This is a genomic window from Thalassoglobus sp. JC818 (genome assembly GCF_040717535.1).
Lineage (GTDB): Bacteria > Planctomycetota > Planctomycetia > Planctomycetales > Planctomycetaceae > Thalassoglobus.
In genome coordinates this window covers 289,713-304,186 of record NZ_JBFEFI010000002.1, presented here as the reverse complement: position 1 = coordinate 304,186, position 14,474 = coordinate 289,713, and the positions used below count along the sequence as shown (strand labels likewise).

General features: G+C 52.6%; 11 protein-coding genes. 4 read left to right on the top strand and 7 right to left on the bottom strand.

The window, feature by feature from the left end; all coding sequences use genetic code 11:
* The 4 genes from AB1L42_RS05645 to AB1L42_RS05630 all read right to left on the bottom strand — a co-directional run bounded on the left by AB1L42_RS05645 (window position 1) and on the right by AB1L42_RS05630 (window position 3,418).
* The gene (locus tag AB1L42_RS05645; RefSeq protein WP_367052276.1) at window positions 1-1,320 is read right to left on the bottom strand and encodes a L,D-transpeptidase family protein; all 1,320 of its coding nucleotides are present in this window, start codon (window positions 1,318-1,320) and stop codon (window positions 1-3) included.
* 203 nt (window positions 1,321-1,523) lie between these two features.
* On the bottom strand, window positions 1,524-1,733 hold the full coding sequence (locus tag AB1L42_RS05640; RefSeq protein WP_367052274.1) for a hypothetical protein: 210 nt from the start codon (window positions 1,731-1,733) through the stop codon (window positions 1,524-1,526).
* Window positions 1,734-1,957: 224 nt separating this feature from the next.
* Window positions 1,958-2,947: a transcriptional regulator gene (locus AB1L42_RS05635; protein ID WP_367052272.1), complete on the bottom strand. Its 990-nt coding sequence runs from the start codon at window positions 2,945-2,947 to the stop codon at window positions 1,958-1,960.
* A gap of 120 nt (window positions 2,948-3,067) precedes the next feature.
* A complete protein-coding gene (locus AB1L42_RS05630) occupies window positions 3,068-3,418 on the bottom strand; it encodes a hypothetical protein (protein ID WP_367052270.1) in 351 nt (116 codons plus the stop codon).
* A gap of 287 nt (window positions 3,419-3,705) precedes the next feature.
* On the opposite strand from AB1L42_RS05630, the gene AB1L42_RS05625 reads away from it, so the two are divergent.
* Entirely contained in the window at window positions 3,706-4,422 is a 717-nt protein-coding gene (locus AB1L42_RS05625; RefSeq protein ID WP_367052268.1) for a hypothetical protein, read from the top strand.
* A gap of 67 nt (window positions 4,423-4,489) precedes the next feature.
* Here the strand turns inward: AB1L42_RS05625 and AB1L42_RS05620 are convergent, their stop codons facing one another.
* The gene (locus AB1L42_RS05620) at window positions 4,490-5,215 is read right to left on the bottom strand and encodes an SDR family oxidoreductase (RefSeq protein WP_367052266.1); all 726 of its coding nucleotides are present in this window, start codon (window positions 5,213-5,215) and stop codon (window positions 4,490-4,492) included.
* 94 nt (window positions 5,216-5,309) lie between these two features.
* Between AB1L42_RS05620 and AB1L42_RS05615 the strand changes: the two genes are divergently transcribed.
* Window positions 5,310-6,584 (top strand): CCA tRNA nucleotidyltransferase, encoded by a 1,275-nt coding sequence (locus tag AB1L42_RS05615; protein WP_367052263.1) that lies wholly within the window; start codon window positions 5,310-5,312, stop codon window positions 6,582-6,584.
* 20 nt (window positions 6,585-6,604) lie between these two features.
* Here the strand turns inward: AB1L42_RS05615 and AB1L42_RS05610 are convergent, their stop codons facing one another.
* Entirely contained in the window at window positions 6,605-7,015 is a 411-nt protein-coding gene (locus AB1L42_RS05610) for a zf-TFIIB domain-containing protein (RefSeq protein WP_367052261.1), read from the bottom strand.
* A gap of 894 nt (window positions 7,016-7,909) precedes the next feature.
* Between AB1L42_RS05610 and AB1L42_RS05605 the strand changes: the two genes are divergently transcribed.
* On the top strand, window positions 7,910-8,653 hold the full coding sequence (locus AB1L42_RS05605) for a hypothetical protein (protein ID WP_367052259.1): 744 nt from the start codon (window positions 7,910-7,912) through the stop codon (window positions 8,651-8,653).
* A gap of 235 nt (window positions 8,654-8,888) precedes the next feature.
* Complete coding sequence (locus AB1L42_RS05600) at window positions 8,889-9,944, top strand: XdhC family protein (protein WP_367052257.1); 1,056 nt, start codon at window positions 8,889-8,891, stop codon at window positions 9,942-9,944.
* 147 nt (window positions 9,945-10,091) lie between these two features.
* On the opposite strand, the gene AB1L42_RS05595 is transcribed toward AB1L42_RS05600, so the two are convergent.
* Window positions 10,092-14,318, bottom strand: a complete 4,227-nt coding sequence (locus AB1L42_RS05595) for a hypothetical protein (protein ID WP_367052255.1) — start codon at window positions 14,316-14,318, stop codon at window positions 10,092-10,094.
* Window positions 14,319-14,474 lie beyond the last annotated feature (156 nt).

Genomic DNA, 14,474 nt, shown 5'->3' with positions numbered 1-14,474 from the left:
TCAGGGACGAACGACGACTTTCGATCCGACAGTCAAAAGGTTGAACAGGTCTTGGATGTGTTGATCATGCACGCGAATCGATCCGTTCGATTCTGCTTTCCCGATCGACTCGTGATTGATCGTTCCGTGAAAGCCGATACCGTTGAGTGAGTCTTGTTCATCGTTGAAAGCAATCCAGAATTTTCCATCAGAGCTTGAGGAAACGTTGCTGGAAGCACTTCTGTTCTGTCCTTGGTAGACCGGCTCGACCACTTTGTCAGTGACACGATAGCTGCCAGTTGGAGTCAATCCATCGCGTCCGATTCCGACGGGCATTCGGACAACGAAGTAGCCTTGTGCGTGGACTGTCAGTTCGTAGTCACTCAAATCTACGACAACTTCAAATGGTCCCTGATTGACTTTGAGCTTTTGTCCGGCGCGGATTCGGTCCGGAGAGATCTGATTGATCCGGGACAGATACTCAGGCGGAACTTGATACTGCCTCGCGATTGCTTCGAGGCTGTCTCCAAAGGTAACTTCATACGGTTCGATGTAATGCGGCTGCTTATGAAAATAAACTCGTCGCGAAAGGACCGTCAATCGGTCAGAAATCTGCGGGCGAGAACTCGGCTCTTTCCAGTACCAAATGGAAAGCTGTCGAAGTGCCTCAACTTCTCGTCCCTCAGCGACCATGATATCGATCGATTCGAGATCGAGCGGAACTGCTTTCAGCTGAGGTTGAGCGGGCTGCAATTCGTGGACTTCTTCGACTTCACTCGCTTCTTCAATTCCGTTTTCACGAATGCGATCGGGCGATTCCGCGACTTGGTGTTGTTGAAGAAAAGTCGCTCTGTGCCCTTCTGTAAGAGAAGCAGTGACGACTGCTGCCACCTGCTGAATTCCAGATTCGTTGGAATCATCCTCAACAACTTGATCGAACGAGAGCGTAACAACTTCAGGAGCTTCTGATCGCAGATCGGTCGTCGATTGATTTTCGTCCAACTGATGACGCGTCGGCGCGGAAGAACCCTGCTCCTCAGTTTGTGCAGGAGCTTCCGGAACGGAGAGATCGACCGCTTGTGTTTCTCTCTCCGCTTGCTCAGGTGCTGCAGCAACGCGAATGTTTGAGTTCGACGCAGGTGCGCGGTCAATCTTGCTGCCGGGGATCGGAGGCATCGGCTCGTCAGGAATATTGATGACTTGACGAGCGACTGCGGCTTCTTCAGTTCGGTCGGTCAGCATCCCGGATTGCCAGGCGGCAACTCCGCAGACACAGATGAGAATCAGGAACCAGAACTGAAAGGTCTGAAGCGGATGTTTTTGTTGTTGATACTCATACATTTCGCAGTCGTCCTTGACGAAGTGCCGTCATCCCGAAAACAACCTCCCAGAACACCAGTTTGCCATCGGGTTTTGATTGAGCCCCGGAAACGTGCAAACCAACTCAATGCAGCTTCAGGACAAGTTCTCGAGCATCGTTCGCTATTGTTTGAACCAGCAGAAGCGGTCCACGGTCTTCCGAGTTTGGGTGTCCTGAAAGCAGATTAAAACGGAGAGGTGGCCACAGCTTCACGTTCCGTGACAGTATTCACTGAATCCACTGGTTCGGCCGGAATACTGAAGTAAGCATCATCCCGACTGATCGCCGGCTGCCGGTTGAGTTTCCACAATTGATGCGGTGCCAACCACTTCATCATCGTGCAACCGTTGACCATCAAAGATGTTGCTGCCAGTAGTAAAAATAAGCGTCGCATGGGAGTCCTTCCCAAGAGATTGACGGTTAACGACTCCTGTTCAGTCGGTGAGAGAATCAGTTCGAGAATCTAATTGAGCAGTGAATCTCTGCCAACATGGAATCAAATGGGGATGACCGGTCCGCGAATCAACCGGCAGAAAACGACACTTTGAAAGAGGAGAATTGTGAAGTTGGGCAAAGCAAGCTGCGAGAATGTCCCGATTCGAACTCGTCGCCATCGCTTTAGTCACCCTTCGGTTGCTCGTAGTTCGCAGACATATTTCGAATGTGCGACTGAATCAATTCGACCAACTCTGGCGGGTCGAGAACTTTCGCTTTGTCGCCGTACCCCAGAATCCACCATGAGATTTCGTGAATTCCATCCACGGTGACATGAAAGTCAATTGTGCCGTCGTCGTTCCAGATGACGGTTTGAGTCGAGTGCCAGGCCACTTCAGCCACGTTTCTCGCGACGAGGGGAGCAAACCGGACGGTTACCTGTTTTCGGTTGCCCCGTTCGCGAACCATATTCCAGGCTTTGCCGAAATACTGTTCGAGGTTGAACCGCTTTGGAACGACGAATTTATCGTCGGTCAATGTCGACTCGCGAACTCGTCCCAAGTGAAAAGTTCTCACCGCCCGGTGAATCGAAGAGCGCCCAATGAGGTACCACGATCGACGTTTGAAGAAGATGCGATACGGACTGATGAGCGTGCTGATTTCCTTCTGGTCGTAGAGGCTGTCGTATCGAATACGGAGCTTCCGCTTGTCGGCAATCGCTTCCAATGCACGATCGTAGTGGCTGCGAGAATCATCGAGCGTCGACTTCGGCTCAGTCCCCATTTTCACCCCGGTAGAGAGCTCTCCGACGTAACTACTGAGATGGTTCGGCAAGTTGCTTCGCAGCTTCAACGATGCCTCACCGGCCTTGTCGAAGAACGGGATTCCTCGCTTTGAGTTTCCTAATTCTTGAGACAACAAGACCAACGACAATGTCTCTTCAAGCGTGAGATCGGTCGGCGGAAGATAGGGACTCTCTGAGATCCAGTAGCCCCTCTGACTCGCTTCGTAGTGAATCGAAATCCCCGAATCCTGCAGAGTCTTGATGTCGCGAAAAATCGTTCGCCGACTCACCTTCAGAAAATCAGCCAACTCTTTCGTATTATGAATGCGCCCTGACTGCAAACGTTCGAGAAGTTGCAGCAACCGTCGAATCTTACTGATGACTGACATGTGGAGTTTTCATTCTTCAGCCAAGTCCCGCAGCGGTCCTCTCTTTGGCGAAGTCGTTTATCGCACATGCGATCAGTGAATTCAACGTCCCCTTCTCTTCGTTGATCAACGAATCGAGATCTACCAGACAATGTCGACGGTGCGACTGGCTGGCCCTGCTGGAAACCACGGACGTCGGTAGCTGTAGTAGGGATATCGATAGTGATAACCGCCTGAGACTGATGGACCGACAATCGGATGCAGATGTTGTGTCGACCACAGAGGATTCCACGCTTCTGCTTTGGAATCTCCAAATTCGCTAGCTGGGGGATTCTCAATCGGTTCAGGATTCGGGTCGAAAACGGGAGGTTCCGGAACTCGTGGCTCCACAGCAGGGACCACCTGTTCCTGAGCCTCAGCGATACAGCGAGTGCTTTCGTCCGCGCAGAATCCAGCCAGAATGATGAAAGCCAATGTCAAACGATGTCGCACAGATCCGACCTCTTACGGGATAAACAAAGCACTCCTTGAGCCTACAAACTGCCGCGAAACCATGTTGAACGATTCCGCGGAATTGGGTCCAAACTCTGACAGTCTCAAGTCGAACAAATGAGTCGAAACGGTTGTAACGGCCACGTCAATTTTCTGGCTTTTAACTTCCTCTTTTGACTCAGTTCCTCCAATCGCAAGCCGATGAGTAGGAAAGTGGATTGTCATTCACACTTCCAAGACGCCAACGCGGCCCACACTTCGCGTCGAATTCTGACAGGATTCTGTCGATGAAATCCTTCAATCCTCCCTCTCTTTTCCTCTTCCTGGTGATCGTTCTGCCATCAACGGCACGAGCGCAAGTCAGTCAGACTGCGCATGCTGATGCCGTCATTCAGCAAGCTGAAGCGACGATGCACGGTTCCTACTCTGTCGTCAACAACGAGCCGCTGTATTTCTATGACGATCAAGAACCCTGGAAGCACGGCTACATCAAGGTGATGCCGTACTACGGAGGATTTCATTCCTTCCGACCGTACAACTATCACCACATCTTCAGCCAATCGAGCACTGCTCAGCGATTCCAAATGTCGCCGGTAATGCCGTATTCACAGCAGTTCTGGCACTACTACGAGGCGATGACGGACCTCTCGCAAGGGAATCACGAGCCGGTCTTCCCGAGCATCCCTCCGAATGAGTCGACTCAGCTTCCACCACCGCGGGAAGAGATCACGCCCCCGGAACCTGAGCTCGAGTTCGAACTCGAGCAGTCTTATTCACCTGATCCTGTTCAGACAATTGAAGCGATTCAGCACGTTGAACCCTATCCGTTCAGCCACTCCAATCAGCAGGCACACCAGATACAGTTTCGGACGTTGCCGGAACACCGAACACAACCGAAGGCCATCTCACGGAACATCTCTGATCCGGATTCGCTGGCGAGTTGGCCCGAAGATATCGGCAGAACATTCAGGAAGCTGAATCGCAGCGACATCCGTCAAAAGTGATCCTGAACGCTCTTCGTAAACGAACGGGATCACTTCGAAGATGTGACAGAACTTTCTGCCAGTTCGATTAGCAGAACTCTTGAGTGGTCGGCTTGATCACGAGATCCGGAACGTGAGCACGAGGAGGAAGTGCTGCCACTGCCACGATCAATGAGGCGATGTCGCTTGGCTGCAGGATGCGTGCTCGATGCTCCGCACTGACCGGATTCGGTCGGGCGTCAAGAATTGGTGTTTCAACTTCGCCCGGATAGACGTTCGTCACGCGAATCCCGTTCTCTCGCTCTTCGAGGCCAACGCAAGTCCCGAGTGCTGTCATCGCAAACTTGGAAGCACTGTAGGCGACGCCACCGAGAAGGCTGGCACGCAGACCGGCGATTGACGAGACGTTGATAATCAAGCCATCCTTTCGTTCACGCATCTGCGGAAGAACGGCTCGCATGATGTTGTATGCCCCTGTGGCGTTGACCTTCATCAACTTGTCCCAGTCATCGGGACTGAGCACTTCCATCTTGCGGTTCGCAATGTTGATTCCAGCACAGTTGAGAAGGATATCGACCTGTCCCAGCTGTTCATTCGCCCAATTCAACAAGCTGTCGACGTCTTCGCGACTGGAGACATCCGCAGCATGACACAGAATTTCCACACCGTCCGGGGCCGAGTCAGCAACCTCTTTCAGCTTTTCGACACGGCGACCAGAAATCGCGACGCGATACCCCGCTTGGGCAAACTGATGAGCGCAGCCCGCTCCAATGCCTGTTCCACCACCAGTAATCAATACAGTTTTTCCAGACATCGTCTTTGGGACTCCTTGTTGATTCTTGTCTCTGCGTCCAAACTGTATCGAGTCACGTTCTCAGATTCAAAGTTCCAAAGCATTGACCACTCCTGTGCCCCCACGTGATTTTTCAATCGATGTCATCCGTCGCCTCAAATCCGAAGGGTTTACTGCCTATTGGGCGGGAGGATGCGTTCGTGATCTGCTCCGAAATATCGAACCGAACGACTTTGACGTTGCGACAGATGCCCCACCGGAAGCGGTAAGAAACCTCTTTGGTCCGAAGAGAACTCTCGCTGTCGGAGAGTCTTTCGGAGTCATGATCGTTCGGGGTCCAAAATCGGCCGGTCAAATTGAAGTCGCAACGTTTCGACGAGAAGGCGAATACCTTGATGGCCGCCGACCAGAATCAGTTGAGTTCTGCACAGCTGAGGAAGACGCCCATCGCCGCGACTTCACCATCAATGGCATGTTCTACGATCCGATTGAAAAGCAGGTGCTGGACTACGTCGGCGGACAGGCTGACTTGAAACAGAAAGTCGTCCGGGCAATCGGTGATCCGCACGATCGGATGTCCGAAGACAAGCTCCGCATGCTGAGAGGTGTTCGATTCGCGGCCACTTTAGGATTTCTGCTCGATCCGGTGACTGCGGACGCCATCACACAAATGGCTTCACAAATCATCGTGGTCAGCCCGGAACGAATCGCTCAGGAGCTTCGAAAGATGCTCATCGATCGGCATCGGGCTACAGCGATGAAATTGTGCGAGTCTTTGAATCTCCTGCAAGTCATTCTTCCCGAGGTGGTCCACTTCTCCATCGAAAGCCAGCTTGAGAATTGGACCGAACTCCTCGACATTCTCAGCCAATTGGACGAACCACTTTTCGAAACCGCTTTCTCAGTCGTGTTGCGTGACGTCGCCGATGACACCGTTCCGAACTCACATCATCGTGCTGTCGAAGAGGTCACTGAGATCTGCAAACGTCTTAAGCTCTCGAATCGCGAGACCACTCGAACATGTTGGCTCATCGAACATCGCCACACACTCGCGAGCGTCACTCAGATGGATCTCGCGAAACTCAAACGGCTTGCGCAATCCCCGTTCTTTGCGGACTGGCTCAAAATTGCTCAGGCGGAGGTCAGCGTCACCCGTAAGCACCTAGACGAATGGAATCAGCTGGAGGGATTTCTCGATCAGACGTCGGCGGAAGAAATTAATCCTCCGGAACTCATCGATGGGCAAGACCTGATTCAAGTGGGACTTTCACCCGGTCCGAAATTTCGAGAACTTCTGACCGCAGTGCGAGATGCGCAACTCAACAATCAGATTTCCACGACCGAAGAAGCGATCGATCTTGTGAAGAGACTGCGTTCGACGGACTCATAGCAGGGAGAAGCTGTCAGAGTTCAGGCGTTTTGGGAAGCTCGTTCTCCAGGCGCTTGCTCGATCGAAGTTAGTTCACCTTCATCGAGCCAGACGATCAGGCATTCGCTACAGCTGTCGATGGCCACGTTTCCCGGTCCATAGTAGACATGACACTCCATGAAGCGATCGCAGACCGGACAGGGACGTTGACGCGTCAGTTCCTCCGGGTCGACCGGCTGGGCTGGTGCATCAGGCGAAGAGTAGTGACAGCGACGGCTCCACACGGTTGAGGCAAAGTGGTCCTGATCGAACAAGATCCCATTGCATTGCCGACAGTATTCGACAATCTCTTCGTCGAGGAAACCACACTGCAGCGGAATTTGACAGCTCGGGCAAAGACACTCGCTGACCTCGCTCGCTGGCGAAACTCCATCCGCTGTAATCGAAGCCACTGTCGCGGAGCAGGTCTGTTCGCACTCGAAGCACTGAGATGAAACACTTTCTTCATCTCTGGTCATCGTTGCCCCGCAGGAGTCGCAAATCATCGGATCCGCCTTCATTCTCGAATGAAATTCAGTGAGCAACTCTAGACCCGATTCGCTGAAACCAAGGATTCAAACCGCGAAAACCCATAAGTTTTCGCAACTTCTTAGGCCATTCTCATGGTTTCACCGAGCTCACATTTTGGTCGTGAATTGCGCTCGCTCACTGAGTGACGGACCTGAAGATTCCGAGGACACATCCAGCACTGCGTCTGAAACAAACATCACAGCCGGTCAGCCTAGATACGCCCGACGGGCGATTCGTCGAAGATCTGAACGCAATTCGTTCACACTCATTCAGGAATCTTGACAAAAATGACACAGCCAGAAGATGGCATAAGCCCGGACCCGGAACGGCCCTCGGACGTATCTCACTGATTCAAAGCAAGTTACAGCACGAACCGAACTTTCCAAATGTGCCGCCTGCGACACTGGCACCGATTGTGCTGATTATGACGATCGTGGGACAACGAGACCCATTTCCAGGATAGAAGAAAGAGGGTGTGTTCCCGAGCCTGCTGATCCCAGGTCAACACCCTCTTTCTTTCTTTCTATCCCCTGGAAGCTCCATTCAGGGCGAGTGCATCCAATCGCTTCCGCACTCTCTGCTTCTCAAAACCCAATCATCTCGCCGCGAGAGAATCGCGATTGCCCTGTTTCCATATCTCGGGGTACTCTCCGACCTTAGATGTTCTTTCAGGTCGAAATCGCTTCGAGACGACTTGAATTGCCATTCGCGATCAACCACGCATTCGAGAAGGGAATCTCGTGCCTGCCGACTCAAGGACTTTACGGACCTGGCCAATGTTTGCGCTGATCCTGATCGGGCTCGGTGTCTTGATTGAGTGCGTCGTCACAATTTCTCAGATGACTGGCCCTTCTGGACTGATCGCAACAATTCCTTTACTCATCGTCAGTGTTGGTCTGATTGGCGTCGCTCGAAATCGCGGATCGCTCTCCCCGTTTCACTTAATGGCTGGCACACTCTGCATCCTGTCTTGCCTCTTGTGGTTGCCCTCCAACCTTGAAGCTGCTGAATTGGGCTTGCTCGGTGGCGGACTCTGCCTGACACTCTTCCTCGTCGCCACAATTCTCTACTTCACTGAAGTTTCGATTCCTGTCCCTTCCTACCTCCGAACAGCTCCGCCAGCTGTGAGTCCCAAACTGGTAGAACTTAAAACGATTCCATCTGAGATTCTGGCCATCGAAGATCATCGAGAAGAACAGAACGACACAGCCAACGTGACCCAAAGCTGGACGAGATCGCAGGTTGAAGACCAGTACGATCAGCTTGATGGCCTGTTCACCGTTGAATTCGGTGCGGGAGACCGTATCGTTCACTTTCACATTCCCGTCTTCCCTCCCTTTCATGCCATTCCAGAGGGATGGGCCGAAGCTGACAGCGACAGCTACAAAGTGAGCCTGACTCAACTCTTCTCTTACGGAACACGGGTCACAGTCCGCCGATCTGGAGACGCCACCGAAGCTGACACCGTCGAGGTGAATGTCGTTCTATCGTGCCCTCTCCCAAATCGCTCCGCTGCCTGACAGGCACTATTTCGACAGGGGTCGAGTCCTTGCTGATCCCCGAAAACCGCTCTAAGATCAATTGAAGGCTCCGATGTCAGGAACCTTCCCGAACAGGTTTCACAACACCGAAACATCCAGCACTTTTTGTCTGTGATTCGCGTGCACTGTTCGAAATGGTTTTCGTCCGATTTCTATCCATCGAATCGCGAAGACCTGAGCCAGAATTGATTTACAGAATGAGTTTTCTGCCGCTATGCGCGATGTCATCGAAGCACTTCTTTCCGCGCACCGCTCACAGCGTCCCGTTGTCTTCACCGCGTTGATCGAAACTCGCGGGTCGACTCCGCAGAAGGCTGGTGCGACGATGCTGATCTATGAAGATGGCCAGCAAGTCGGAACTCTTGGCGGCGGTTGTGTGGAAGCGGAGGTCAAGAGGCGGGCATTGGAGTGTCTCGCGACATCTCAGCGACAGCTCGAAACATTCCAGTTGGATCACGACTACGGCTGGGATGATGGCCTCATCTGCGGCGGGAGAATGATTACGCTGATCGACCCTGTCAGCAGCCACTCTTATGTTTCGTACTACGAAGCTCTCCTCAAGCAAATTGAGAGCGGCGAAGGGCTGACGCAAGTCGTTCGAATTGAAGAAAACGGTGCGAACATTCCCCCGGGATCACGCTATTTGTTCAACCACAACAACAACCTGATCGCTCAAACCGACGATCACGACTTCCCCGATTTCAACAGCGGATTGATTCCCGAGCTTCATTCGCTCCCGCGACCAAAGATGTCTCAGGGGTGGGCGTATCTGCCGACACTTCCAAAGTTTGAGTTGTTTATCTTCGGAGCAGGCCACGTCGGGAAAAAGGTCTGTGAATTCGCCAGCCAGACGGGATTTGAAGTCACCGTCGTCGATGACCGCGAAGTTCACTGCAATCGCGAGAATCTCCCGTACGCCAAACAGTGCCTGGTTGGCGACTTCGATGAAGTCATTGACTCCATGAATTTGGGCCCGCGGTCGTTCTGCATCATTGTGACTCGCGGACACAATCATGACGAAGAAGCTCTATTCCATCTCATTCAAAAGCGCCCCTGCTATCTGGGCATGATCGGCTCAAAGAGGAAAATTCGCCTGATCTTCGATGATCTCATCGCGCAGGGAATCGAACCTGGCGAGTTGGAACGCGTACACGCTCCCATCGGACTGAAGATCGGTTCGCAAACCGTTCCGGAAATTGCAATCAGCATTGTCGCTGAACTGATTTCCTTCCGCAGCGAGATGGCATTAAAGGTCGAATCTGGCAAGTAGAGCGATGTCGATTTGCACTTCCATCGTCTGACATATTGCCTTCAGACAATCCACTCTCTTACCCGGCGAGTTGACCGAGGCGCATAAAAAAGGCGGTTCATCAAATGAACCGCCTTCAGCGTTCTCGTTAATCTTGGTTCAGTGTTGTTATGGTCGCACTGTTCCGTTCACGATGATCGATCCATTGGTTGATCCCTGCGGAACCTGGAAATCAACATAGAACGGGAAGAGCGTTCCGATTGGAATGTCGTTGTTCTGGTTTCCGAAGAGGTTGATCACACCTCGCACGTCCCGGAAGAGAATTCCGTATTCCGTCACGTTGTCGAAGTCGGATGTCAGGAAGATCGAGTTCGAGTTGATCGTCACGTTCGACGGAGCGAAGATTCTCTCGACAACAACACCTGATGAGTCGAAGCCGGTCATGTTGATCAGGTTTCGGGAGAGAACAAAGTTGTTGTTCGTTCCCTGGAAGGTCAGGTTGATTGCTTCCGAGTTGTTGCCAGTCATCTGGAATCCGGAACCACCCACAATGTTGTTGTTCTCATCAAGCACCACGTTGTCGGTCACGACCAGGCTCGCCTGATCAGTGAAGGTCATTTGCAGACCACGGTCGCCGACTCCGGAGGATGAAACCGAGCTACGTGTGAAGGTAACATCGGCCAGACCGTCGATGTCGAACTGAACAGCTCGCTGTGGTCCAGCATTGGTTGCCATCACGATCGTGTTTCGATCCATGGTCGCGAAGACGTCTCCATCCCAGTCAAGTCGAATACCTGCCGCAAGGGTTCGGTTCGGAGCAAGCATGTCTGTTGGAGGTGTCAGTCCAGGAATTCCGTTATCAAGCAAGTTGAAGATCAATGGAGCACCGTTACCAGCACCAAGTGTCTGGATTCGAACCATGTCTGCTCCGATGATTGGAGCTCCTGAAGCATCCATGATCGTGTTACCGTTGATGTTGACGTTGTAGGTGATCAGGTCATCGTCATCATCGACAACGGCATCTCCATCCACATCAACTTCTCGAACAGCTGCATTGAAGAGGATCTGCTCTGTTCCGTTTCCGTTTCCGTTGCTTGACAGGAACGAGTTGAGCAGGCTGAAGTTGGTCACGTTCTGCAGCAGTGCTGCTTGAGAAGCTGAGTTGGTGATCGTGACGTTGTTCAAGATCATCGATGGGTCAAAGCCCACGCGTTCGAGATTGATTTCTTCTGCCTCGACACCAACCGCGTTGGCATCCAGGTCAATGTTCTGCAGGAAGACATTGTTCGTGTTGTCGAAGTGAGCACCTGCGATCGACATTCCCTGAATCAGTCCACCTGATCCGGCAGCTGTTCCAATCCCCGTGACAACGAAGCTACCCGGGCTGTTGGAGACAAAGATACCGTAGTCGGAGTTCGTTGCACTGACTTCCTGGAATGTCAGGTCATGGCGAGTGTTGTCGAAGACTTCAATCGCTGTGGCGTCGGTCGCATCCAGTGTTCCGGTCGCGACGGCCACGTTCTCGTTGCGTTGAATGCTGACAGCGGTCGCATCAAAGCTCTCAACATTCAACGAGTTGAAAGTAATGTTTGTCGTCAGGTCTTCGTCGAGATTGACGTTGTCTGCCACGAGGACACCGAACGATCCGGCTCCCTGCTGGTTCACAACTGTCAGGTTTCCGAAGGCAACGACACCCAGGTTGTCTGTAATGTTGACAGCATTGTCGGTCACGTTCAGACCGTTTCCAACTTGTGTCAGACCGAAGAAGCGAGCCAAACCAGCGTAGTCTGAGATGTTGACACCCGTTCCGCCACGGTTTGCAATCTGCGTATCCTGGAAGCTGACGCTGAACAAAGTCTTCTGAACATTGTCGATGTCGATCGACGTTCCCTGGATGTTGTTGATCGTCGCAAATCCGTTCACGAAGAACTGACCAACAGTCGTTCCTTCGTCGAGGAGGTCGGTGATCGAAATACCATCACCAGCTCCGCCGTTGATTGTCAGGTTTCCGAAGACAACGTTTCCGAGACTCGAGTTCATGTCGATCGCTGCAGCAGTCGCCACATTGGTGCCCTGACCGATCGAAACAGGACCCTGGAAGATCACAGATCCAGCGGTCGTTGTATTTGGGTCGAGCGGATCGACTCCTTCCTGAATATCGTTGATCAAGATACCTTCTTGAGTACGGTTGGTGATCGTTGTGCTTCCCTGGAACGAAACTGTTCCTGTTGCTTGAAGCTCATCGACGACAATCGCTGCCCCGTTCGGGTTATCAATCGTGAGAGCACCCAGAGTTGAGACTGCTCCACCATGATTGAAGATTCGGAACGCACCATCAGGTGAGTTGGTATTTGAGAGCGAGACTGTGTTAAAGGTCACGTTCGCTGTCGAAGGTGTGGCACCTGTCGAAGAGACCTCCACTCCGAGACCACCATTCGAAGAGATGGTCGTATTGCGGAGGTTCACGCTTCCAGCTGCATCCTGAACCAGGACTGAGTAGCCGAGCGAGTTAGTGATTGAGTTCGTCCCGTTGAAGAGAATTGCTGCATTCCCTCCGGTGACAGCCAATCCATCTCCAGCTGTGTTGCTGATGGAAATATTCTGGAAGGTGAAGGTTCCTGTCGAATCGTTGATTTCGATTCCGCCTGCCATCGCTCCGGTTGAAGTATCGATGATCACTTCGTTAACCGTCGAGCCATTCACACCGTCCGCGAGGATTGCAGGTCCATCGCTGAAGTTCTGAATTGTGAAACCAGCGAAGCGACTGTTGTCAGCCAGTGTGACGACAGGACCGGAAACGTTCTGAATGATTGGTCGTGCAATTGGTCCTTCTGTCACTGTCGGAAGTGGAATCATTCCGACTGGTCCCTGCACTGGGATGTTGAGTGGAACACCTTCTCCGAGAACGAGGAGTCCCTCTCTCATGACAACTGTTGCATTCGAGTTTCCGTCGACGTCGCCATCGAACACACTGTTCCCCTGGACGAAGACAATGTCTGCCATTCGTGGATCGTCGATTGCGTCCTGAATGTACTGGTAAGGCATGTCCAGCGACCCGTTTCCGGTCGGTGGTGGGAAGTTGTCCGGCGGTGGGTTCGGATTGTTCCGGACCTGAAGCACGACGTAGGGGTCACCCGTTTCGGGGTTGATCGCGACTTGTGGTGCATTCAAGACACTGGTGCTCAAAGCAGAGACCGTTCGTTCGCGTCGGACCCAGCTTGCAAGCCGATTGAACTGGCTCTTGCCAATGTGACGGCGAGAATCGAGACCGTTCCAGTAGTTCAGGTCGATTCCCCACACAACGTTCGTGTTGAACTTGTTGTCGTGAGTCACTTTCAGAAACGTGTGTGAAAGATTCTCAACGATGTCGGCATCGAGACGAATCTTCCAACCGTTGATGGAGATGTCGCCATCGTTTTCTGACGGCTTGTAGTGGTACCAGCCGGCCGATGCTTCCATGTTGAACTGTTCGAAGAACTCACCTTGAATCGGTGTTGTGAAGGTCAAGTCGAGACCTTCCAGAGCTGTTGCTGCGAACGTGCGAGTTTGAAACTCAATTCGATCTTCAACGAATTGAGCAGACCCGTTTGCGTATCGCTCGGCGGTAACCTGTTCGGTATTGCCGAAGGGGATGTAGTAGTTCGCTCGAACGTCAAAGAACTCGCCCAGGATTTCCCCGGCGATTGTGAACTGTTCGAAGGTCACACCACGTGAGTCGTCACGGTCGTAGTAGAATGTCGCTCCACCGATGGTGTTGATCTGTGGGAAGAAGTGACGTGCACCCAAACCGGCGCTTCCACCCATCTTCCCGTTGTTCATCACGAACAGTCGACCGTCCCCGAAGACAACGCCGCTGTCGGTGAAGATGTAAGGTGACAAGTCGAAGTAAGTCAGAGATCCGTTTCGACCAACTGTGTCGCCAGCTTCGTGGCCGACGCGACCCTTAGTCCCGAAGCCACCCGCTCCCTGCCCACCGGAAGAAGAAGACTGAGAATGAAGTGAGCCAGAATAGTCGGGGATCGAATATCCATCCGAAGGCATCGTGTAATTGACATCACCTGGTGGAATCTGATGTTCCGCCAAAGCAGTCAGAGGCGCCACCGTCGCGGCCAGTGCTCCGAATGCAAGTGTCGCGGTCTTCAACGCTGGTCTCATGACCCTGGTTGACGTTTGACGAAGACCGGTGAGTTTGTCGCTGAGTCTGCGAAGCAATGACATCGCTTTTCCCCGAGTTCCATCTTGAGGTGCGAAAGTGACTGAGTGTTGATCGGTCTGCCCCTTTTCTGAGGCAGGGAGATCGACATCTTCGACAATCCGGTCGGGACCGAGATGCGATTGAGGTTCGATATGCGAAGACGTCGTCCTGACGTCATCCTTAAGATCGATTCGAGGCATGGATTGTGGAAGGTCTTGAGGAAGGGAGCCCGCAGAAAGTGCGGACGATTGGCGGACCGAGAGGAGGACGGAGGCGCCAACGAAAATATGAAGTGAGAGTTGAGCGCGGGAAATTACTGCATGTCACACGGGCAGGAAAGATCATCTTTCCGTTGT